At 50.0% G+C, this 21,626-nt stretch carries 20 protein-coding genes and 2 pseudogenes; 9 read left to right on the forward strand and 13 right to left on the reverse strand.

Annotated features, from left to right (window positions below; translation table 11 throughout):
* Positions 1 to 90 precede the first annotated feature (90 nt).
* Entirely contained in the window at positions 91 to 1,386 is a 1,296-nt protein-coding gene (locus EA14781_RS14225) for a Fic family protein (protein WP_000985750.1), read from the forward strand.
* 107 nt (positions 1,387 to 1,493) lie between these two features.
* Positions 1,494 to 3,032, forward strand: a complete 1,539-nt coding sequence (gene aldB / locus EA14781_RS14230; RefSeq protein WP_002460288.1) for an aldehyde dehydrogenase AldB — start codon at positions 1,494 to 1,496, stop codon at positions 3,030 to 3,032.
* Positions 3,033 to 3,078: 46 nt separating this feature from the next.
* On the opposite strand, the gene araD is transcribed toward aldB, so the two are convergent.
* The 10 genes and pseudogenes from araD to yiaK form a co-directional block, all read right to left on the reverse strand.
* Positions 3,079 to 3,774, reverse strand: a complete 696-nt coding sequence (gene araD, locus EA14781_RS14235) for an L-ribulose-5-phosphate 4-epimerase (RefSeq protein WP_000893116.1) — start codon at positions 3,772 to 3,774, stop codon at positions 3,079 to 3,081.
* Complete coding sequence (locus EA14781_RS14240; protein WP_002460286.1) at positions 3,768 to 4,628, reverse strand: L-ribulose-5-phosphate 3-epimerase; 861 nt, start codon at positions 4,626 to 4,628, stop codon at positions 3,768 to 3,770. Before EA14781_RS14240 ends, araD begins: the two co-directional genes overlap by 7 nt.
* Positions 4,621 to 5,247 carry a 3-keto-L-gulonate-6-phosphate decarboxylase UlaD gene (gene ulaD / locus EA14781_RS25255; RefSeq protein ID WP_042326705.1) on the reverse strand — a complete coding sequence of 209 codons (627 nt, stop codon included), beginning with the start codon at positions 5,245 to 5,247 and terminating at the stop codon, positions 4,621 to 4,623. Before ulaD ends, EA14781_RS14240 begins: the two co-directional genes overlap by 8 nt.
* A pseudogene (locus EA14781_RS14250) lies at positions 5,221 to 6,387 on the reverse strand (FGGY-family carbohydrate kinase); the annotation flags it as partial. The pseudogene EA14781_RS14250 and the gene ulaD, both read right to left, overlap by 27 nt.
* A gap of 3 nt (positions 6,388 to 6,390) precedes the next feature.
* Positions 6,391 to 7,377, reverse strand: coding sequence for a 2,3-diketo-L-gulonate TRAP transporter substrate-binding protein YiaO (gene yiaO / locus EA14781_RS14255; RefSeq protein WP_000702696.1), 987 nt, complete (start codon positions 7,375 to 7,377; stop codon positions 6,391 to 6,393).
* Between the two features lie 12 nt (positions 7,378 to 7,389).
* A complete protein-coding gene (gene yiaN / locus EA14781_RS14260; protein ID WP_000217170.1) occupies positions 7,390 to 8,667 on the reverse strand; it encodes a 2,3-diketo-L-gulonate TRAP transporter large permease YiaN in 1,278 nt (425 codons plus the stop codon).
* A gap of 2 nt (positions 8,668 to 8,669) precedes the next feature.
* A complete protein-coding gene (yiaM, locus tag EA14781_RS14265) occupies positions 8,670 to 9,137 on the reverse strand; it encodes a 2,3-diketo-L-gulonate TRAP transporter small permease YiaM (RefSeq protein ID WP_000821444.1) in 468 nt (155 codons plus the stop codon).
* Between the two features lie 98 nt (positions 9,138 to 9,235).
* The gene (locus EA14781_RS14270) at positions 9,236 to 10,174 is read right to left on the reverse strand and encodes a DUF4862 family protein (protein WP_000646632.1); all 939 of its coding nucleotides are present in this window, start codon (positions 10,172 to 10,174) and stop codon (positions 9,236 to 9,238) included.
* Positions 10,175 to 10,196: 22 nt separating this feature from the next.
* Positions 10,197 to 10,661: a YhcH/YjgK/YiaL family protein gene (locus tag EA14781_RS14275; protein WP_000576110.1), complete on the reverse strand. Its 465-nt coding sequence runs from the start codon at positions 10,659 to 10,661 to the stop codon at positions 10,197 to 10,199.
* A gap of 10 nt (positions 10,662 to 10,671) precedes the next feature.
* The gene (gene yiaK / locus EA14781_RS14280; RefSeq protein ID WP_000869056.1) at positions 10,672 to 11,595 is read right to left on the reverse strand and encodes a 3-dehydro-L-gulonate 2-dehydrogenase; all 924 of its coding nucleotides are present in this window, start codon (positions 11,593 to 11,595) and stop codon (positions 10,672 to 10,674) included.
* 215 nt (positions 11,596 to 11,810) lie between these two features.
* Here yiaK and yiaJ point away from each other — a divergent pair, with 215 nt between their 5' ends.
* A complete protein-coding gene (gene yiaJ / locus EA14781_RS14285) occupies positions 11,811 to 12,626 on the forward strand; it encodes an IclR family transcriptional regulator YiaJ (protein ID WP_000516608.1) in 816 nt (271 codons plus the stop codon).
* 116 nt (positions 12,627 to 12,742) lie between these two features.
* Positions 12,743 to 13,216 carry a 4Fe-4S binding protein gene (locus EA14781_RS14290; protein ID WP_001078801.1) on the forward strand — a complete coding sequence of 158 codons (474 nt, stop codon included), beginning with the start codon at positions 12,743 to 12,745 and terminating at the stop codon, positions 13,214 to 13,216.
* A gap of 151 nt (positions 13,217 to 13,367) precedes the next feature.
* Here the strand turns inward: EA14781_RS14290 and avtA are convergent, their stop codons facing one another.
* Positions 13,368 to 14,621, reverse strand: a complete 1,254-nt coding sequence (gene avtA / locus EA14781_RS14295) for a valine--pyruvate transaminase (protein WP_000144332.1) — start codon at positions 14,619 to 14,621, stop codon at positions 13,368 to 13,370.
* A 179-nt stretch (positions 14,622 to 14,800) separates the two neighbouring features.
* Positions 14,801 to 14,968, reverse strand: a pseudogene (locus EA14781_RS23415) (alpha-amylase); the annotation flags it as partial.
* 319 nt (positions 14,969 to 15,287) lie between these two features.
* On the opposite strand from EA14781_RS23415, the gene EA14781_RS14300 reads away from it, so the two are divergent.
* The gene (locus EA14781_RS14300; RefSeq protein WP_002460272.1) at positions 15,288 to 16,112 is read left to right on the forward strand and encodes a protein bax; all 825 of its coding nucleotides are present in this window, start codon (positions 15,288 to 15,290) and stop codon (positions 16,110 to 16,112) included.
* A gap of 256 nt (positions 16,113 to 16,368) precedes the next feature.
* Complete coding sequence (yiaB, locus tag EA14781_RS14305; protein ID WP_000858124.1) at positions 16,369 to 16,710, forward strand: inner membrane protein YiaB; 342 nt, start codon at positions 16,369 to 16,371, stop codon at positions 16,708 to 16,710.
* Between the two features lie 42 nt (positions 16,711 to 16,752).
* Here yiaB and EA14781_RS14310 read toward each other — a convergent pair whose 3' ends face one another.
* Entirely contained in the window at positions 16,753 to 17,748 is a 996-nt protein-coding gene (locus EA14781_RS14310; RefSeq protein WP_001182624.1) for an acyltransferase, read from the reverse strand.
* Positions 17,749 to 17,920: 172 nt separating this feature from the next.
* On the opposite strand from EA14781_RS14310, the gene EA14781_RS14315 reads away from it, so the two are divergent.
* From EA14781_RS14315 to glyS, 3 genes are all read left to right on the forward strand, one after another.
* Entirely contained in the window at positions 17,921 to 18,220 is a 300-nt protein-coding gene (locus EA14781_RS14315; protein WP_000979960.1) for a YsaB family lipoprotein, read from the forward strand.
* 95 nt (positions 18,221 to 18,315) lie between these two features.
* Positions 18,316 to 19,227, forward strand: coding sequence for a glycine--tRNA ligase subunit alpha (gene glyQ, locus EA14781_RS14320; protein ID WP_001168544.1), 912 nt, complete (start codon positions 18,316 to 18,318; stop codon positions 19,225 to 19,227).
* Positions 19,228 to 19,236: 9 nt separating this feature from the next.
* The gene (gene glyS, locus EA14781_RS14325) at positions 19,237 to 21,306 is read left to right on the forward strand and encodes a glycine--tRNA ligase subunit beta (RefSeq protein ID WP_001291807.1); all 2,070 of its coding nucleotides are present in this window, start codon (positions 19,237 to 19,239) and stop codon (positions 21,304 to 21,306) included.
* Positions 21,307 to 21,626: the final 320 nt, after the last annotated feature.

The following is a 21,626-nucleotide window of genomic DNA, read 5'->3' on the forward strand; positions in this document are numbered from 1 at the left end:
TATCAACTATCTCAAAATTTTCGATTTTTGAGATAGTTTCTCTGGTCTGCTATACACTATCTCAATATTGCGCTTTTTTGAGATAAGCAAATGGCTATCAAATCACCTCCCAGGCTGATTTCTTTATCACACTTAACGGGTGAGGAACTTCAGGCTCATCTGCGCTTTAACCGGGTCACCGATGAAAAAGGACGTTATCTACCTTTTGATGAGTTGCAGTATCGCATAAAAAAAGGAGAAAACGTCGAAGTGGCGTGGACGCTTACCCGGCTGGCGCGCAACGCGGCGATCCAGCGAATCAATTACTGCAATGAAGCAGGCGAACAGGCCGGATTCAACATTACGCCTGTGATTGCAGAAGTTTGTGAGCTTGTCGATAAACATGCCACTGCGTTGGCGCTGAAAGATCAGACTGAACGGTTGCGCGGGGCGGGCGCTGAGTTAAGCCAGTTACGCCTGGAAGAGCCGATCACCAGCTCCCAACTGGAGGGTGCGAATACCACGACGCTGGTGGCGAGAAACATGCTGGAAACAGGGCGGGCGCCACGCACTGAAGACGAGCATATGATTGCGGGCAACGCCCGGTTGATGGCAGAAATTCCGCACTTACTCGCAGAACCGCTAACACCTGCGCTTATTCGTCAGTTACATGCTATTGGCATGGGGGGAATAAACGACGCGAAATATCGACCGGGCGAATTTCGTGAAACAGATGATGTTGTGATCGCCGACTATGACAGCAATATAGTGCATCAACCGCCCGCAGCGGCGTTGTTGCCGGAACGGCTGGAAAAAGTTTGCCAGTGGTTAAATAGCCGTGAGGGATATATTCATCCGTTAGTCCGCTCCTGTATTCTGCATTTTATGCTGGCCCATGAACATCCCTTTCGCGATGGCAACGGGCGCACCAGTCGGGCGCTGTTTTACTGGTATATGCTGAAATCGGGCTACAATGTTTTTAAATATATTTCCATCAGCCGTTTGCTTTATGCCGCGTCAGTAAAATATGCCGCCAGCTACCAGTACACTGAATCAGACGGTATGGATCTGACTTATTTCCTTGAATATCAGGCCGGTGTCATTAAACGTGCTTTGCAAAACTGGCAGCAGCATATTGATGAAATTATGCAACGAAGCGCAAAACTCGATAGGGTGCTGTTTAGCTCTGGCGTGCTTAAACGCCTGAATCCGCGCCAGGTAACGCTCCTGAATGTGATGCTCGCCAATCCGGGAAAAGAGTACACAGTTGCTGAAATTAGTGTGAGTCTGGGCGTCTCGGATAATACGGCGCGGACCGATTTACGGACGATTGTTAAAGAAGGATTCGCGCAAGAGAAAAGAATTAATAACCAGCAAGCAGTGTACGTTGCACACTACCCGCTGTAGCTTTTGCCCGTAAATTCGTGATAGCCGTCGTAAAGCTGTTACCGACTGGCGAAGATTTCGCCAGTCACGTCTACCCTTGTTATACCTCACACAGCAAGGAGACGATCATGACCAATAATCCCCCTTCAGCACGTGTTCAGCCCGGCGAGTATGGTTTTCCTCTTAAGTTAAAAGCACGCTACGACAACTTTATTGGCGGCGAATGGGTCGCGCCTGCCGACGGCGAGTATTACCAGAACCTGACGCCGGTGACCGGGCAGCTGCTGTGCGAAGTGGCGTCTTCGGGTAAACGCGATATCGATCTGGCGCTGGATGCTGCGCATAAAGTAAAAGATAAATGGGCGCATACCTCGGTGCAGGATCGCGCGGCGATTCTGTTTAAAATTGCCGATCGGATGGAGCAAAACCTTGAGCTGTTAGCGACGGCAGAAACCTGGGATAACGGCAAACCCATCCGCGAAACCAGCGCCGCCGACGTGCCGTTGGCGATTGACCATTTCCGCTATTTCGCCTCGTGTATTCGGGCACAGGAAGGCGGTATCAGCGAAGTTGATAGCGAAACTGTGGCTTATCATTTCCACGAACCGTTAGGCGTGGTGGGGCAGATTATCCCGTGGAACTTCCCGCTGCTGATGGCGAGCTGGAAAATGGCGCCTGCGCTGGCAGCGGGTAACTGTGTGGTGCTAAAACCCGCCCGACTTACCCCGCTTTCGGTGCTTTTGCTGATGGAAATCGTCGGGGATTTACTGCCGCCAGGCGTCGTAAACGTGGTGAATGGCGCAGGCGGGGAAATTGGCGAATATCTGGCGACTTCAAAACGTATTGCTAAAGTGGCGTTTACCGGCTCAACGGAAGTGGGCCAACAAATTATGCAGTACGCCACGCAAAACATTATTCCGGTAACCCTGGAGCTGGGCGGCAAATCACCAAATATCTTCTTTGCTGATGTGATGGATGAAGAAGATGCCTTTTTCGATAAAGCGCTGGAAGGCTTTGCACTGTTTGCCTTTAACCAGGGCGAAGTTTGCACCTGCCCAAGTCGTGCTTTAGTGCAGGAGTCTATCTACGAACGCTTTATGGAGCGCGCTATCCGCCGTGTCGAAAGCATTCGCAGCGGTAACCCGCTCGATAGCGTGACGCAAATGGGGGCACAGGTTTCGCACGGGCAACTGGAAACCATCCTCAATTACATCGATATCGGTAAAAAAGAGGGTGCAGACGTGCTTACCGGCGGGCGGCGCAAGCTGCTGGAAGGCGAACTGAAAGACGGTTATTACCTCGAACCGACGATTCTGTTTGGTCAGAACAATATGCGCGTTTTCCAGGAGGAGATTTTTGGCCCGGTGCTGGCGGTGACGACGTTTAAAACGATGGATGAAGCGCTGGAGATTGCCAACGATACACAATATGGCCTGGGCGCAGGCGTCTGGAGTCGTAACGGTAATCTGGCCTATAAAATGGGCCGCGGCATTCAGGCCGGGCGCGTGTGGACCAACTGTTATCACGCCTACCCGGCACATGCGGCGTTTGGTGGTTACAAACAATCAGGCATTGGCCGTGAAACCCACAAGATGATGCTGGAGCATTACCAGCAAACCAAGTGCCTGCTGGTGAGTTACTCGGATAAACCATTGGGGCTGTTCTGATGTGAAAGGCTGCCCGGCGTGTATTGCCGGGCACTCTCAGGCATGGCTATTGCCCGTAATAAGCGTTTGCCCCATGCTTACGCAGGTAGTGCTTATCCAGCAGTTCGTTTTGCATCGCAGGGAGCTGTGGCGCAAGTTGGCGCGAGAACAGACCCATGTATGCGCACTCTTCCAGCACTATGGCATTATGCACGGCATCGGCGGCGTTTTTACCCCATGCGAACGGGCCGTGAGAATGCACCAGTACCGCCGGGATTTGTGCCGGGTTCAACCCACGCTCTTCGAAGGTTTTAATGATCACTTCGCCGGTCTGGTATTCATACTCGCCGTTGATCTCCTCTGAGGTCATCAGGCGAGTGCAGGGGATGGCGCCATAGAAGTAATCGGCGTGCGTGGTGCCCCAGGCGGGGAGATCCTGCCCGGCCTGTGACCAGATGGTGGCGTGGCGCGAGTGGGTATGCACAATGCCGCCAATCTCCGCAAAGCGACGGTAAAGCGCCAGATGCGTTGGCGTGTCGGAAGAGGGCTTTTTGCTGCCTTCCACCACCTTGCCGCTGGCTATCTCAACCACCACCATATCGTCGGCGGTCATTACCTCATACTCAACGCCGGAAGGCTTAATTACCATCCATTGCCGCGTTTCGTCTATCGCGCTGACATTGCCCCAGGTGAACGTCACCAGATGATGAGCGGGAAGCGCCAGATTCGCCGCCAGCACGTCGGCTTTCAGTTGCTCTAACATATAAATCCCGCCTCCTGCATACGTGCTTCAATCCAGCGCCGCGCCTGAATTATTTCCAGCACCGGTTCTTTGGCTTTTTCGGTCCACATCTCAATCAGGAATGAACCGCGATAGTTCAGTTGATGCAGCGTTTTGAAGATGCCGACAAAATCAACACAGCCTTCGCCAAACGGCACGTCGCGGAACTGTCCAGGGCTATGCTCGGTGACTGGCTGGGTGTCTTTCAGATGGATTGCCGCGATCCGGTCAATACCCAGTTTCAGTTCGGCGGGAACATCATTACCCCAGGCGCTGAGGTTGCCGACGTCCGGGTAGACAGTGAACCACGGTGAGGCGAGCATTTCGTCCCACTTTTTCCATTTGCTGATGGAGTTCATAAACGCGGTATCCATAATCTCCACCGCCAGCATGACTTGTGATGCCGCCGCCTGTTCGACCGCCCACGCCAGCCCTTCAGCAAAACGTTGCTGGGTGCCTTCGTCATGCTCTTCGTAATAGACGTCGTAACCCGCCAGTTGAATGGTGCGAATGCCGAGATCGCGCGCCAGGCGAATCGCTTTGCTCATGATTTCCCGTGCTCGCTGGCGTACCGCATCGTCACGGCTACCAAAAGGAAAGCGACGATGGGCGGACAGGCACATCGACGGGATCCCAACACCCGTTTCGATCATCGCGGCAACCAGTGAAGCCCTTTGCGCGGCGCTCCAGTCAAGGCGCGACAGACGCTCGTCGGTTTCATCCACCGACATTTCGACAAAATCAAAGCCACAGCTTTTTGCCAGCACCAGCCGCTCCGGCCAGGAGAGATCTTTCGCCAGCGCTTTTTCATAAATACCTAACGGATGGTTACGCACGAGAACCTCCCCAGATGGCATCAATTTGCGCATGGAAATCAGCGGCGACCTGCGCCGGATTTACCGCGCCTGCCAGCGCTCGCCCGGCAATAAATGCCTTCACGCGAATGTCTTTAAACAGTGGCAGGTCGGCAGGTGTAATTCCGCCGGTAATCGAAAGCTCAAGACCGATATCGGAAAGCGCTTTCATACGTGCCAGATCGGCCTCGCCCCACTGTTGCCCGCTGGCCTGCGCGTCACGACCACGATGATAAATCGCCTGTCGTACGCCAATACGATGCCAGTCACGGGCATCGTCCAGCGTCCAGTTGCCGAATAGCTCTATCTGAATTTCACCGCCACAGTTCTGTGCCATCGCGTGGCCTTTTTCTACCGTCGCGAGCGGTGCGGCGCAGATGATAGTCATCCAGTTAGCACCAGCGGCAAACGCCTGTTGCGCGAGCGTTTCTCCGGCGTCGGCGACCTTCCAGTCGGCAACGATGATTTTGTCCGGGCACTGTTCGCGCAAGGCTTTCACCGCGCCAAGCCCTTCGTTTAAACAGAGAATGGTGCCCGCTTCGACGATATCGACGCTGTCTTTTAACAGCGTAACGTCGCGCATCCGGTTGAGGTGGGTCATATGGCTGAACACCACGCCTTCATAGATGGCCTGTAACAGATGCGCGCGGGTGTGAATGGCCTGCATCCCGTAGAAACCGCTGGTCATCTCGAGTCCGGCGTTGCTACCGTACAGGAACGGCAGGAAAAAGAGATCGCCACCGGCTTTCGGCAAACTGGCAATGGCCTGGTTGATCTCGGCAAACGAGATTTCTCCCCACTGTGCGGTAAACCATTCGAGATTGCCGGAAGATGTTGGGCTGGCTTCGTGAACGATAAATTCACTGTCGTTAACATAGCGACCATAGACATACGGATGTGCTTCATCGTCGCGCAGACCGCGGGTTATGCCGCTGGTCACCGCCCAGGTGCCCATCACTGCATTGAGGGTATATTCGTCTTCGATTCCGGCGCAAAGTGCCGTGGAAACAACATCAAACAAACCGCCGACAACGGGCGTACCCGCTTTCAGACCGGTCAGCGCGGCTGTTTGCGCGGTAATTTCCCCGCAGATTTCGGCAGAACCAACGACAGGCGGCAGGGCGTGATTGATTTCACTAATCCCCAGCCCGTCAGTAAGACACGAGTCATACTGCCCGCTATTCATGTTGTAGAGATTGGACTCGGAAATATTGCTCTCTTCACAACCTTTGACGCTGGTTAAACACCAGCGTAGGTAGTCGTGCGTCATCATCACACAACCAATCTGTGCATAACGCTCAGGCTCGTGCTCCTTTAGCCAGCGTAAAAGCGATACCGGATGTCCGGTCCATAGTGTTTGTCGGGTCAGCGGGTAGAGTTTTTCCGGGATGCCATCTTTCTGCCAGCGACGAACGATTTCCATCGCCCGGCGATCCGAGGACAAAATGGCGTTACCGAGCAGCTTGTCGTTTTTATCCAGTAAAAACAAGCCTTTTCCCTGCGCCGAGATGCCAATACCGACAATTTGTTCTCCGCTGACGCCGGAATAGGTAAGCAGGTTGCGAATGACAGCCATGCAGCATTGCCACAGTTCTGCCATATCGCGCTCTGCCCAGCCTGGCTGCGGGCTTAAAGCACACAGCGGCAGGCGTTGTACACCTGCCTCCCGGCCTTCGCGGTCATACAGTCCGGCTTTCAGCCAGCTACCGCCACAATCTAACCCCAGCCAGTATTGCGTCATGGTTTATTGCACCTCATCCACGGCTTTCAGCAGCTCGGCGCCTTGCGGAACATCTTTAACAAACATGTCGCGGACCTGAGTACCCAGCGCGTCGCTAAAGGCTTTGCGGTCGAGATCGGTAATTACTTCCACGCCCGCTTCTTTCATGCCATTGATAATTTTTTGCTGATCTTCGGCAACCAGTTTGCGCTGGTAGTTGCCTGCCTCTTGTGCAGATGAAATTAGCGCTTGCTGGAATTCAGGCGTTAAGCCATCAAACTTCGCTTTGTTGATCACCACCAGAAGCGGCGAATAGGCGTGGTGCGTCAGAGAAAGGTACTTTTGTACTTCATAAAATTTTGCTGACCAGACGACGTTGATCGGGTGTTCCTGAGCGTCGATAGTGCGGGTTTCCAGCCCGGTATACACTTCGGCAAACGGCATCGGGATGGGATTAGCGCCAAAAATTTTAAACGCCGCAATGTTCATCGGACTGTTATTGGTGCGGATTTTCAGACCTTTCAGATCGGCAGGTGTTTTGACCGGTGCGCGTGAGTTGGTAACATCACGCCAGCCGTTTTCCCAGTACGCCAGTACTTTCAGGCCTTTTCCGTCCAGGGATGTTTTCAGTTCATCGCCGACTTTACCGTCCAGCGTTTTATGCGCGTGGGCGGTATCGCGGAACAGGAAAGGTACGTCCAGTAGATTTATTATCGGCGAAAGTCCCGTAAAGTTATTCGAACCGGACATCTCCATATCAATAGTGCCGCCGCGTACACCGCTGATCATTGCCTGCGCGTTGCCGAGGGTGCTGTCAGGAAATAGCTTTAATTTCAGTTCACCTTTGGTCTTTTCCTGCAATAATTCATTGAATTTTTTCGCTGCAATATGTTGTGAGTCGGTTTGTGAGGTTTCATAACCGAAACGTAAAGATTGCGCCGCCAGAGACGAGGTGCTGAACGCCGCCAGCCCGGTAATAAATAATGCGTAGGTTACAGAACGTATTTTCATTATGCTTTCCTTTTAACTCATCCATTTAAGAGGAGCGGTAATTAGCTCCGGGATAAAAATAAATAATGCTAACAACATGAATAAAACCATGACGTAGGGCGCAACGCCTTTTACCGCATCGTCAAATTTGAGTTTCGCAACTCCGCATACGACGTTAAGGACGTTACCAACCGGGGGAGTAATGAGTGATATCGAACAGTTGATAATAAACATGATGCCAAAATAGATAGGGTCTATTCCCGCTTCTTTCACTAATGGCATTAATACAGGTGTAAGAATTAATACGGTAGGTGTTAAGTCCATTACCGTACTTATCATCATAATGGCGAGCATAATTACGATGAATAATAAACGCGGTGAATCCACTAAAGGCTGTAAGAGATCCGAGACCATCATCGGCAGTTCAGCAATGGTAATTAGCCATGCAGATACCGCTGCGGAGGCTACCAGGAACATCACCACGGAGGTCGTTTTCGCTGCGTTTACCAATACATGGTAAAGCGTGGCGAATGTCATTTCGCGATAGACCACCACCGAGACGAACAAGGCGTAGAACGCAGCGACAGCACCCGCTTCCGTTGGCGTGAATAAACCTGAGCGGAAACCGCCAATAATAATCACGGGTAAAAACAGCGCCCAGATACCGGAAACGAGAGATTGCCAGACTTCCTGCACAGACGCTTTTGGTTGGCGAGGCAGATTAAGACGTTTTGCCTGCCACCACCAGGTTACCATCAGCGTAACGCCCATCATGATGCCTGGCGCAATCCCGGCCATAAACAGTTTGCTGATGGAGAGTCCGCTGGAGACGCCGAAGATGATGAGCGGAATGGAAGGAGGGATAATGGCCGCAATGATTCCGCCAGAACCGATAAGTCCGGCGGCGCGGTTTACTGGATAGTTAGCCTGGCGCATCATTGGTACAAGTAACGCTGCGACGGCAGCAGTATCGGCAACGGCAGAACCGGAAAGGCTTGCCATGATCATTGCAGCGAGGACGCCGACGTAACCCAGTCCCCCTGCTCTGTGGCCTACCAGTTTCATTGGCAAGTCGACAATACGTTGCGACAAGCCACCGGCATTCATGATTTCACCAGCCAGCACAAAGAAGGGGATGGCGAGTAGTGAAAAACTGTCCGCGCCATTGACCAGCGTTTGCGCCAGAATCTGCACATCAAAAATATCCATCCAGAACATCAAGGCTACGCCGCAAAGCAATAATGACCAGGCGATGGGAATACCAATAGCGATTGCACCTAACAGGCTGACAAGAAAGATAAGGACCGTCATCGTCAGACTCCTTGTTGTTTATGGCTGGGATGGTTTGTTAATTGCCGGTACAGATGACGCATTTCCAAAAATGCGATGATCAAGCTGGTGGGAATCGCAGCGGCATACATTAAGCCAACAGGTACTTCGAGAATGGGAGATAGGTTGCTCCAGTCCTGGGAGGTTTTGACTATGGCGCCCCACGCAAGACCCAGGCACAACAATAAAATGAGCGTGTGGGTTAGCAGCGACAGTCGTTGCTGATTGGCGGGTGAAAGTTTTTCGACTAAAAATGTCACCTGCACATGGCTGTGGTCCATAAAAGCAACGATAGCGCCGATAAAGGTTAACCAAATAAATAAAAGGCGAGATAATTCATCAATAGATAATATACTTGTGTGGAATCCATATCTGAGAATTATATTTATAAATATAATGCAAGACAGTATTGCGATAATGATCGCAAGAATGCCCTCGAGTATTCGCTTCATAACACATCCTTCTTGTTATGCAATCTATTGTCATAGATAAATGTGGTGAGTATTTGTCGTCGTTATTGAAAAATAGATAATTAGAGTTCGCTTATGAATTAAGGACGCTGCCAGGATTCATCCATTGAATGAATGCCATTGCGTAATATTTCGATGCGATGCTGAACACTTGCTGTAGCATGAATTTCTAATAATTTGATACCAGAAAATTGCAATCTTGATGGTTCTGCCACAGTAAATAATTCACGTACATGATCTATCGTCATCAGACTTTCTGCACAGAAAGGAGCAAACGGCGCGTGTAGGTCCTGCCATTCGCCATATTCGCCGTTTAGTGCAGTACCAGAGAACATCAAGGCATCAAGCTTTCCGACCTGTTTTGCCATTTGAGCATGGATGAGCGGTAATGTGGTATTGCGGCCTTCAATAGCGGAACGCGCCCAGTTGATGCAGACACTGACGTCATAATCGGCAATGACTTCCAGCACATTTTCTAAAGGCAGAAAACCTTTTCGGGGGGCGGCAGACGTCATGGCGTCGCAGTGTTCCAGCACCAGTTTGCACGGCCAGTCCCAACGGGTGATTTCTTTCAGTGAACGGGAGAATGCGTCGGTCGCCTGCATGACATTGGGATTACTTGCCAGTGGTGCGGCGTGAAGTTCAAGCGCAATAACTTTATCTGCCTGAAGCGTATTGATTTTATGTATTTTTTGTAAAAGATGACGATAGTACGCCACACAAGCCTGGCGTTGTTCTTCATCACTGGAGGCGAGACCAAATCCGTTGTTTGCGCCACGACGACGCATAGTTTCCATCACTGCCGTTACGACAAATTTCCAGCTTTCCGGCGTATGGCGTAACAGCCATTCGTCACCCAGCGGGTGGAAGTTTTCCAGGCAAGGTTGTTCCAGTCCTCGAATATCTGGGGTATCAGATAATTGTCGCCAGAAATCTTTCTCTTCCTCTTCACTTCTTTGGTGAAAAGAAGGTGCACAGGGATATGCACCGATAATATAACCGGCATTATTCGCTTTCATTATGTGCTCCAGTAATAATTTTTTATAAAGCAGCGAGGGCCACTTTAACCACGATTTTGCGTATTGCCGTAGTGGCATTTTTATTACATGCCGGTCGATGTACATCCTGTGGGAAGAAAATAGCGTAGCTACCCGGTATCATTTCTATAAATGATTCATGTTCACTATCGTGATAAAAAATAATATCGCGCTGCTCTAATAGTGACTCGCTGATTTTGTTATTTCCTGTATCAATAGCGATGCCGATTTTCTCTTCGCCCCATGCCAGAAACTGAATATCGATATAGCGACGATGCACTTCCGGGCGGTTTTCCGGCACCTCGCGTGTGGTTAAATCGATAATTTGCGCAAAAATATTCTTGCCGTCGATTTCGACAACGCCCGGTTCCAGGGAGCTAAAGTCGGTAGCGCGCAGAAAATCGAGCGCCTTTTCAATGGCTACGGGTAAACGACACGGATTGGGCTGCGCGATATGTCCGAAGATCATGGCTTTTTCCTTATAACGCCTGAATTTTTGCCCACACGCTATCATCTACGGTGATGCCGTTACGGCGGTTCTCAGCCAGTAAGGTTGTAAATTCGTGGCCAGGTAAACGAATGGCCTGGTTTTCATCAGCGCGTTCAGCGGTAGTAACGTAATCCATGATGCGTTGCAGTTTGGCGTCGCGGGTCGCGCCGTCGATAAGCTTGTCTACTTCAATGGCGATAAAGATTTGCGAAATACCGTACTCGTCGCTGTTATCTTCGGTAACTTCGGCAACGGATGCTCCGTCGGAAAGCAGGGGGGCGATCATATCCAGCACAATCGACATGCCAGAACCTTTCCAGTAACCCATCGGTAAAATGCGGCGATTTTTTTCGATTACAGCAGGTTCTTTGGTGAGGTTGCCTTCATCGTCAAAGCCGCCATCGACCGGTAACTGACGACCTGCCAGGCGGTTAACCTCTAACATGCCGTAAGAGAACATCGACATCGACATATCGACCATGGTGATTGGAGTTGAAGGAATGGCGACGATCAGCGGGTTAGTGCCGATGCGGCACTCTTTGGCGCCCCACGGCGGCATAACGGCGATGGAGTTAGTCCAGCAGATGCCGATATAGCCTTTTTCCGCCGCTTGCCAACCGTAGCTGCCGCCGCGCATCCAGTGGTTAGCATTGCGTAATGCGACCAGACCAATCCCGTGATTCGCCGCCAGTTCAATGGCGCGATCCATCATTTTTTTCGCCGTCAGGTTACCGATTGAACGCTGGGCATCCCACTGTTCTATGGCGCCGAGGCTGGTTATACGTTTGGGTTGGGCGTCAGGAATGATATCGCCGTTATCCAGTTGTTGAATGAAGCGTGGGAAGCGGTTTACGCCGCGAGAAAGTAATACCCGATTGAAGGCTGCTTTTAATTGTTCAAATGTGACTTTCATCCCTGGATTCCTTGTTTTTTTGATCGCTTTTTTGTCTTTAAATTTCAATATGCGAAACTTGATTTCAAATATATCGATCGCTTTTTAACAAAGCAATCTGATTGATGTTTTTAAAATTTCATTTAAATCAATTTGTTACAAATTATCTGTCGAGATCGTGAACTACGACACACTTTGCGTTACCATCAGAGCGCGACAAAAAGGGGAAGGAAACGATGGGAAAAAAAGAGAACGAGATGACGCAGGAAAAAGAACGCCCGGCCGGAAGTCAGAGCTTATTTCGGGGTTTGATGTTGATTGAGATTTTGAGTAATTATCCCAACGGTTGCCCACTGGCGTATCTCTCGGAACTTGCTGGTTTGAATAAAAGCACAGTCCATCGTTTATTGCAGGGATTACAATCCTGCGGCTATGTGACGACCGCGCCTGCAGCAGGTAGTTATCGCCTGACCACTAAATTTATTGCTGTCGGGCAAAAAGCATTGTCGTCGCTGAATATTATTCATATCGCCGCGCCACATCTTGAGGCGCTCAATATTGCGACTGGAGAAACCATTAATTTCTCCAGTCGTGAAGATGACCACGCTATTTTGATTTATAAACTCGAACCTACCACCGGTATGCTGCGGACTCGCGCGTATATTGGTCAGCATATGCCGCTTTACTGTTCGGCTATGGGTAAGGTTTATATGGCGTTCGGTCACCCGGACTATGTGAAATCGTATTGGGAAAATCATCAGAATGAGATCCAGTCGCTAACTCGCAATACAATTACTGGTCTGCCTGCGATGTACGATGAACTGGCGCAAATTCGTGAAAGCGGTATGGCAATGGACAGAGAAGAGAATGAACTCGGCGTGTCTTGTATTGCTGTTCCGGTATTTGATATTCATGGGCGAGTGCCGTATGCCGTGTCTATTTCTCTTTCTACGTCGCGTTTGAAGCAGGTTGGAGAAAAAAATCTCCTGAAACCACTGCGTGAAACTGCGCAGGCTATCTCTAATGAGTTGGGTTTTACCGTTCGGGAATAGGGGGCGATCATACAAAGCATGGGACAGGAGGCAAAACCGTAACATTTCCTTTGTTGGATCAAAGCAATAATGGCGCACTCTCTGGCACGCTGCTGTTTTAGTTCAAAGGAGCGATCATGAACCGGTTTATTATTGCAGATGCGACGAAATGTATTGGTTGCCGTACCTGTGAAGTGGCCTGCGCGGTGTCGCATCAGGAAAATCAGGATTGCGCGGCGCTATCGCCTGACGAGTTTATGTCGCGTATTCGGGTGATTAAAGATCATACCTGGACCACGGCAGTTGCCTGCCATCAGTGTGAAGATGCCCCATGCGCGAATGTCTGTCCTGTGGGCGCTATTCGCCGCGAACATGAACATATCTTCGTTGAACAATCGCGCTGTATTGGCTGTAAAAGCTGTATGTTGGCTTGCCCGTTTGGCGCAATGGAGGTCGTTTCATTGCGCACAAAAGCGAGGGCGATTAAGTGTGATCTCTGCTGGCATCGGGCGGCGGGACCTGCTTGTGTTGAAGCCTGCCCGACGCATGCATTGCAGTGTGTGGATGTTGAGAAAGTGCAGCGGAATCGGCTACGACAGCAGCCTGTTTGAAACGTTTTTCCGGCGTTTTTTAACGCGGGAATTGTGTGCTTTGTTTATGCCGGATGCGGCGTAAATGCCTTATCCGGCCTACAAAGCCTTCCAGATTCAATATATTGCAGAAATTATGTAGGCCTGATAAGCGTAGCGCATCAGGCCACTTTTAATGGCTTTCAGCCCAGGCGCGTTCAATCTCTTCCGCCAGAATCCTCACGCCTGCTTCAATTTTCTCCGGCTCTGGGACGTAGTTCATGCGCATACATTGATGCGTGTGCGGCCACGGTTTATCCAGACCTGGGAAGAAATTGTGCCCCGGTACCATTAGTACGCCGCGCGCTTTCAGACGCTGATAGAGTTGCTCGGTGGTAATGGGCAAATCTTTAAACCATAGCCAGAGGAAAATTGCCCCTTCGGGTTTATGAATCAGGCAGCGATCTTCCGGTAAATAGCGGCGAATGATGGCGATAGTTTCCTGAACACGTTGGTAATAGAACGGCTTGATGACCGTTTCAGACAGGCGCAGTAGATCGTTTCGCTTAATCATTTCACACATCATCGCCGGACCAATACCGCCGGGTGCCAGGCTGATAATACCGTTCATATTGGCGATGGCGGTGATGATTTTTTCATTGGCGATAATAATGCCGCAGCGCGAACCTGGCAGGCCCAGCTTGGAAAGACTCATGCACAGCACTATGTTGGGATTCCACAGCGGACGTGCTTTGCTGAAAATGATGCCGGGGAACGGTACGCCATAGGCATTATCAATCACCAGCGGAATACCGTGTTGATTCGCCAGCGTGTCCAGCTTCAGCAACTCTTCGTCAGTAATCACATTTCCCGTTGGGTTAGTTGGTCTGGAAACGCAAATCATCCCCGTTTCTTCGCCAATGTGCAGATGCTCAAAATCGACGTGATACTTAAACTGGCCTTCTGGCAGCAGTTCAATATTCGGGCGCGCAGAGACGAACAGATCCTCTTCCAGTCCGGCATCTGCGTAGCCGATGTATTCCGGCGCCAACGGGAACAACACCTTCTTGATGCTACCGTCGGCGCGGCGTCCGGCAAACAGATTAAATAAGTAGAAAAACGCACTCTGGCTGCCGTTTGTTAGTGCAATATTTTGTGGTTCGATATCCCAGCCCAGCTTCTCACGTAGCATTCCTGCAAGCAGCGACAGTAGTTCAGTCTTCCCCTGCGGGCCGTCATAATTACACAGCGCATCCGTTGCTTTGCCGCTTTCCAGCATGTCGGTCAGTAGCGTCTGGAAGTAATCCTGCATTTCCGGGATCTGCGCCGGGTTTCCGCCGCCAAGCATAATCGCGCCGGGAGTGCGTAAACCGTCGTTCAGATCTTCCATCAACAGCGTAATGCCGGAGTGGCGGGTAAATTTGTCACCAAAAAGGGAGAATGTCATAGCGGGATATCATTCGAACTCTGAAGCAAGGAAGGTAACAATAACGCTACATTTGCTGGGGTGCAAATTCGGCTATTGCAGAGGCATCAACGCGTTATGCTAAGGATTTTTCCGTGCCTGGTATTTTATTCTGACAGCGGCTTCTTGACGTACTGATATGCAGGAAGCCGGAAAAGCTATTGTTGCTCTGCTTCAACAAGTGCGGCGCTGGCCTGGTTTTTTCGTTGTGCATGGCTGACAAAGGTTCCCGCTCCTCCTTCGTCAAAGGCGGGAAACCCCAGGGAACTCCAACTGGCAGCAATGGTAAAACCGGGCAGAAGTGCCAGAAAACAGGCGGCAAGCTTCATTGCGGATGAGTCCTTATGCTGCGATTTCAGTTAGTTTGCCAGTGATCGGTCGGACAAAACTTATCCTTAAGCGATGAGCCAGCAGGGTGAGAAGTAAGGATGAGTACACACATACAAAAAACGGCTGATTTTTGCGATAAGCCGCGCATTTTCTGCGATTTAGCGCCATTATGAATCGTTAATGCGTGACATAGTTTCAGATTTGGACTATTCCTTGAGGGTGCTCTTGATAGGTATTTTTGATATGATTTGAGATTCAACTCTCAAATTTGAGAAAAATATAAGGTGTTGGAATGATTAAATCCGACCAGGAGACCTGATGATTTTGACTCCCATACGACGATATGGGGCGATGATTCTTATGTTACTCACTCTGGTGTTTTCGAGTGAGGTGTTAGCGAAGACGCACACATCAACAACGAATCATAAGTCCCACATAACGAAGACCAGTAGTAAACAGGTAAGCAGTAAAGAAGAGTATTCTCGCAATAGTGCAAAGAGCAGTTCACTTCCTGATTTGCGAAAATACCCTTCCGGAACACCAAGGAAAAAGGCGTTTCTCCGGACTGTAATGCCCTATATTACCAGCCAAAATGCTGCTATCACGGAGGAGCGTAACTGGCTGATTTCAAAACAGTACCAGGGCCAATGGTCGCCTGCGGAACGTGCGCGTCTGCAAGACATCGCCAGGCGTTACAAGGTGAAGTGGTCTGGTAATACGCGAAAAATCCCATGGAATACGCTGCTTGAACGCGTAGACATTATTCCTACCAGTATGGTGGCGACGATGGCTGCGGCAGAAAGTGGTTGGGGTACGTCTAAGCTGGCACGTAACAACAACAATCTGTTCGGCATGAAGTGCATGAAAGGGCGCTGCCCCAATGCGCCGGGTAAGGTGAAGGGTTACTCTCAGTTTAGTTCTGTACAAGAATCGGTGAGTGCTTACGTCACTAACCTGAATACGCATCCGGCTTACGCGTCTTTCCGCAAATCACGCGCGCAACTGCGTAAAGCGGATCAGGAAATTACCGCTACAGCGATGATTCATAAGCTGAAAGGTTATTCAACGAAGGGACAGAGTTATAACAACTACCTGTTCGCGATGTACCAGGATAACCAGCGCTTGATCGCTGCACATATGTAATTGCATTCCCTTGAGCCTTATTCGACTTGTTGGTCGGATAAGGCTTTTGCTCTCATCAGGCAGCCGTGTTGCGTTGCCAGATGTGTCTTAATATCCCTTTCCCTGGTTGAGTAGAGAATAATTACCATCTATATAAATTGATGATTCATTAATTTTTAATATGAATTTATTCTGAAAATCATTTGTTAATGGTGTTTTTCAGTTTTGTCTTTCGTTGGTTACTCGTAATGTATCTCTGATGGATAGGGAGATCGTTATGAAAACGTCAAAGAGTGTGGCAAAGCTATTATTTGTTGTTGGGGCATTCGTTTACATGGTTGGGTTATGGAGCTCATGCCCGCTGTTAAGTGGTAAGGGCTATTTTCTCGGTGTGCTGATGACCGGGACATTTGCGACTTATGCTTATCTTCGTTCGGAAAAATTAGGGCAATTAGATGAATTATTTACGCGTATTTGTCATTTGATTGCATTGCTTACTATTGGATTGTTATTCATTGGTGTGTTAAATGCGCCAATCAATGCATTCGAAATGGTGATATATCCTATTGCTTTCTTTGTTTGCTTGTTTGGTCAGGTTCAGTTAATGCGCTCGGCATAATCAGTAAGCCTGAAAGGAAAAATCTGATCAGGCTTATGGTGACTAACTGACGAGTCTTCGGCGATCAATCTTCTGCAAAAGAACTGAAAACAATAAACTGATTATCAGCGTTGCATTAAATATCCAAAGAATATCCAGGAGAGGCCATTGTTTTAATTCCACACCATTGGTGCGTAAAGCGTGAATAATTAATGCATGAAAACCATATATTCCTAACGAATGGCGTGATATCAACTCCAGGCCCGGAATCATACGGACGTTAAGGGTATTTTTTACCAGAATCAGTAACGCGATTGCGCAAATAAAAACTACTGGTCCACAGTAAAGATACCAGGTATCGGCAAAATTTCCGCGCCAGTGTAATTCATATAATGTTCCGCGAGAGATAATAAATACTCCCGCCACAAACAGTGAGGCGCTTACCCACGATAGTGATTTTCGTTGTGTGTCCATTATCCCAATCGCGCGGCCCAGTATGCCATACAGGATGTAGTAAAAAGTATCGCCATTGATATATAAGTTAATCGGTAACCATTCAACACCGCCAATTTTCTGCGGCACCGTGTTGGGATTGGCGATGATGCCAATCACTACCATTAATACCAGCAATATTTTACCGTTGACGTTCTTTACCTGAATCAGCGGTGAAATCAGATAAATTACTGCAATCGCAAAGAAAAACCATAAGTGATAAAACATTGGCTTTTGCAGCAGGTTTTTCAGCGATAACTCCACATTGATAGAGGTAAACAGCGCAATGTAGATCAGCGCAACGATGCTATAAAACAGCAGGCACATGCCTATACGTAAGAAATGACGCGGCTGGGCACTCCGTTCGCCGAAAAAGAGATAGCCGGAAATCATGAAAAATAGCGGTACGCTGACACGAGATGCAGAGTTTAAAACATTCGCGATATCCCAGCTCAGAGAACTAACGCTATGGGCATTCGTCACATACCAACTGGTCGTGTGAATCATCACCACCATTAAACAGGCTATCCCTCGCAGGTTATCAATCCAGTAGATTTTGGGTTGCATCAGTATCTCTGTATCTGGTTAAAAAAGTCTGGCCGATAAATCATTCGGCTGGCGCACTGGAATAATCCGAGTTTTGTCACTACAGCTTATAGAGACTTGAGGAAATTCGTAAGATTCCGCCACTATACCGATCTTAATAATAAGACTCACCTGCAAACCAGACGGTAATTTAATGATGATGAAGGATTTCTTTCCAGCAATGGCGCTCATTGTGCTAGTGGGGTGTTCGACACCGCCACCCGAACAGAAAGCGCAACGGGTAAAAGTTGATCCGCTGCGTTCGTTGAACATGGAAGCGTTGTGCAAAGGTCAGGCGGCAAAACGGTATAACACCGATGAGCAAAAAATCGACGTCACCGCATTTGAACAGTTCCAGGGGAGCTACGAAATGCGCGGCTATACCTTTCGGAAAGAGCAGTTTGTCTGTTCTTTTGACGCGGATGGCCATTTTTTGCATCTTTCCATGCGTTAAGACCTGCCTTTTTCCCGTTTCGTACTGTATATCTTCCATCCAGCGGGTATACTGATCCCTTCCTTTAAATCCACACGTATCCAGCACGAAATAATATGCAAAAGTTTGATACCAGGACCTTCCAGGGCTTGATCCTGACCTTACAGGATTACTGGGCTCGCCAGGGCTGCACCATTGTTCAACCATTGGACATGGAAGTCGGCGCGGGAACCTCTCACCCAATGACCTGTCTGCGCGCGCTGGGGCCAGAACCGATGGCGGCTGCTTATGTTCAGCCTTCTCGTCGTCCGACCGACGGTCGCTATGGCGAAAACCCCAACCGTTTACAGCACTACTATCAGTTCCAGGTGGTGATTAAGCCATCGCCGGATAACATTCAGGAACTGTATTTGGGTTCTTTGAAAGAGCTGGGCATGGACCCGACTATTCACGACATTCGTTTCGTAGAAGATAACTGGGAAAACCCGACATTGGGTGCCTGGGGTCTGGGCTGGGAAGTGTGGCTGAACGGCATGGAAGTGACCCAATTCACGTACTTCCAGCAAGTTGGCGGTCTGGAGTGTAAACCCGTTACCGGTGAAATCACCTACGGTCTGGAACGTCTGGCGATGTACATTCAGGGCGTAGACAGCGTTTACGACCTGGTCTGGAGCGACGGCCCGCTGGGTAAAACCACCTACGGCGACGTGTTCCATCAAAACGAAGTGGAGCAATCCACCTATAACTTCGAATATGCGGATGTGGACTTCCTGTTCACCTGCTTCGAGCAGTACGAGAAAGAGGCTCAGCAACTGCTGGCGCTGGAAAATCCGCTGCCGCTGCCAGCCTACGAGCGTATTCTGAAAGCCGCCCACAGCTTCAACCTGCTGGATGCGCGTAAAGCCATCTCCGTCACCGAGCGTCAGCGCTACATTCTGCGCATTCGCACCCTGACCAAAGCAGTGGCAGAAGCATACTACGCTTCCCGTGAAGCCCTCGGCTTCCCGATGTGCAACAAAGATAAGTAAGAGGCGGCTATGTCTGAGAAAACTTTTCTGGTGGAAATCGGCACTGAAGAGCTGCCACCAAAAGCACTACGCAGCCTGGCTGAGTCCTTTGCTGCGAACTTTACTGCGGAGCTGGATAACGCTGGCCTCGCACACGGCACCGTTCAATGGTTTGCTGCTCCGCGTCGTCTGGCGCTGAAAGTGGCTAATCTGGCGCAAGCACAGCCCGATCGCGAAATCGAAAAACGCGGCCCGGCGATTGCCCAGGCATTCGACGCTGAAGGTAATCCGACCAAAGCAGCAGAAGGTTGGGCGCGTGGCTGTGGGATCACCGTAGATCAGGCCGAGCGCCTGACCACTGACAAAGGCGAATGGCTGTTGTATCGCGCCCATGTGAAGGGTGAAAGCACTGAAGCGCTGGTGCCGAACATGGTCGCTACCTCGCTGGCAAAACTGCCGATCCCGAAACTGATGCGTTGGGGCGCATCTGACGTGCATTTTGTGCGTCCGGTGCATACCGTAACTTTGCTGCTGGGCGATAAAGTTATTCCGGCAACCATTCTGGGGATTCAGGCCGATCGCGTGATTCGTGGTCATCGCTTTATGGGCGAGCCGGAATTCACTATCGACAACGCCGATCAGTATCCAGAAATTCTGCGTGAGCGCGGTAAAGTCATCGCTGATTACGAAGAACGTAAGGCGAAGATCAAAGCCGATGCCGAAGAAGCGGCGCGTAAGATTGGCGGTAATGCTGACTTAAGCGAAAGCCTGCTGGAAGAGGTGGCTTCGCTGGTGGAATGGCCGGTTGTATTGACGGCGAAATTCGAAGAGAAATTCCTCGCAGTGCCGTCTGAAGCACTGGTTTACACCATGAAAGGCGACCAGAAATACTTCCCGGTGTATGCGAACGACGGCAAACTGCTGCCGAATTTTATCTTCGTTGCCAACATCGAATCGAAAGATCCGCAGCAAATTATCTCTGGTAACGAGAAGGTTGTTCGCCCACGTCTGGCAGATGCCGAGTTCTTCTTTAATACCGACCGTAAAAAACGTCTGGAAGATAATCTGCCGCGTCTGCAAACCGTACTGTTCCAGCAACAGTTGGGGACACTACGCGACAAGACCGATCGCATCCAGGCGCTGGCGGGCTGGATTGCCGAACAGATTGGTGCCGATGTTAATCACGCTACCCGCGCGGGCCTGCTCTCCAAGTGCGACCTGATGACCAACATGGTCTTCGAGTTCACCGACACTCAGGGCGTAATGGGGATGCACTACGCACGTCACGATGGCGAAGCGGAAGATGTAGCAGTGGCGTTAAATGAGCAGTATCAACCGCGTTTTGCTGGCGATGCTCTGCCCTCTAACCCGGTAGCTTGCGCGCTGGCGATTGCGGACAAAATGGACACTCTGGCGGGTATCTTCGGTATTGGTCAGCATCCGAAAGGCGACAAAGACCCGTTTGCACTGCGTCGTGCGGCCCTTGGCGTGCTGCGTATTATCGTCGAGAAGAACCTCAATCTTGACCTGCAAACGCTGACCGAAGAAGCGGTGCGCTTGTACGGTGATAAGCTGACCAACGCCAACGTGGTTGATGATGTTATCGACTTTATGCTCGGTCGTTTCCGTGCCTGGTATCAGGATGAAGGTTACACTGTTGATACCATTCAGGCCGTTCTGGCGCGTCGTCCGACTCGTCCGGCAGATTTCGATGCCCGTATGAAGGCGGTATCGCACTTCCGTACTCTGGACGCGGCGGCAGCACTGGCGGCGGCGAATAAGCGTGTCTCCAACATTCTGGCGAAATCAGACGAAGTGCTGAGCGATCGTGTGAACGCCTCTACCCTGAAAGAGCCGGAAGAAATTAAACTGGCGATGCAGGTGGTTGTACTGCGCGACAAGCTGGAGCCGTACTTCGCGGAAGGTCGTTACCAGGATGCACTGGTCGAGCTGGCTGAACTGCGTGAGCCGGTTGATGCTTTCTTCGATAAAGTGATGGTTATGGTTGATGACAAGGAACTGCGTATCAACCGTCTGACCATGCTGGAAAAACTGCGCGAACTGTTCCTGCGCGTTGCGGATATTTCGCTATTGCAGTAATAACGCCGCCATTAAATAGCCTGCCACCTGGCAGGCTTTTTTTATCGCTAAATAATACAGCGACCTTTAATAATCTTCTGCTGAATAAAGATTATCTCATATATTAATTTTATGCGATTTTTTTAGGATTATATCAAGGAGAAGAAACGAGCTTATTAAGCTAGAATAGCCACGGGTGCTTGAGACTGTTTGTCTCAGGTATCACCGAAAGGCAGACAGAGAAAAGCCCCACCTGACTATAAATCAAAGTGAGGCTACCCTATGCCTGAACACCATAAGGTTAGCCTCTTACTCGTTGGAAATCAACACAGTGTATGGGT

This window comes from Escherichia albertii NBRC 107761 = DSM 17582, from assembly GCF_000759775.1.
GTDB classification, from domain to species: domain Bacteria; phylum Pseudomonadota; class Gammaproteobacteria; order Enterobacterales; family Enterobacteriaceae; genus Escherichia; species Escherichia albertii.

Bases quoted from the DNA above. Each gene is read 5' to 3' on its own strand.
- EA14781_RS14315 (WP_000979960.1), top strand. From the start codon at position 17,921: ATGATGATGAAGGATTTCTTTCCAGCAATGGCGCTCATTGTGCTAGTG.
- yiaO (WP_000702696.1), bottom strand. From the start codon at position 7,377: ATGAAAATACGTTCTGTAACCTACGCATTATTTATTACCGGGCTGGCG.
- araD (WP_000893116.1), bottom strand. From the start codon at position 3,774: ATGTTAGAGCAACTGAAAGCCGACGTGCTGGCGGCGAATCTGGCGCTT.
- yiaJ (WP_000516608.1), top strand. From the start codon at position 11,811: ATGGGAAAAAAAGAGAACGAGATGACGCAGGAAAAAGAACGCCCGGCC.
- EA14781_RS14275 (WP_000576110.1), bottom strand. From the start codon at position 10,661: ATGATCTTCGGACATATCGCGCAGCCCAATCCGTGTCGTTTACCCGTA.
- EA14781_RS14225 (WP_000985750.1), top strand. From the start codon at position 91: ATGGCTATCAAATCACCTCCCAGGCTGATTTCTTTATCACACTTAACG.
- yiaK (WP_000869056.1), bottom strand. From the start codon at position 11,595: ATGAAAGTCACATTTGAACAATTAAAAGCAGCCTTCAATCGGGTATTA.
- EA14781_RS14290 (WP_001078801.1), top strand. From the start codon at position 12,743: ATGAACCGGTTTATTATTGCAGATGCGACGAAATGTATTGGTTGCCGT.
- avtA (WP_000144332.1), bottom strand. From the start codon at position 14,621: ATGACATTCTCCCTTTTTGGTGACAAATTTACCCGCCACTCCGGCATT.
- EA14781_RS14270 (WP_000646632.1), bottom strand. From the start codon at position 10,174: ATGAAAGCGAATAATGCCGGTTATATTATCGGTGCATATCCCTGTGCA.
- glyQ (WP_001168544.1), top strand. From the start codon at position 18,316: ATGCAAAAGTTTGATACCAGGACCTTCCAGGGCTTGATCCTGACCTTA.
- ulaD (WP_042326705.1), bottom strand. From the start codon at position 5,247: ATGACCCACCTCAACCGGATGCGCGACGTTACGCTGTTAAAAGACAGC.
- glyS (WP_001291807.1), top strand. From the start codon at position 19,237: ATGTCTGAGAAAACTTTTCTGGTGGAAATCGGCACTGAAGAGCTGCCA.
- aldB (WP_002460288.1), top strand. From the start codon at position 1,494: ATGACCAATAATCCCCCTTCAGCACGTGTTCAGCCCGGCGAGTATGGT.
- EA14781_RS14300 (WP_002460272.1), top strand. From the start codon at position 15,288: ATGATTTTGACTCCCATACGACGATATGGGGCGATGATTCTTATGTTA.
- yiaN (WP_000217170.1), bottom strand. From the start codon at position 8,667: ATGACGGTCCTTATCTTTCTTGTCAGCCTGTTAGGTGCAATCGCTATT.
- EA14781_RS14310 (WP_001182624.1), bottom strand. From the start codon at position 17,748: ATGCAACCCAAAATCTACTGGATTGATAACCTGCGAGGGATAGCCTGT.
- yiaM (WP_000821444.1), bottom strand. From the start codon at position 9,137: ATGAAGCGAATACTCGAGGGCATTCTTGCGATCATTATCGCAATACTG.
- yiaB (WP_000858124.1), top strand. From the start codon at position 16,369: ATGAAAACGTCAAAGAGTGTGGCAAAGCTATTATTTGTTGTTGGGGCA.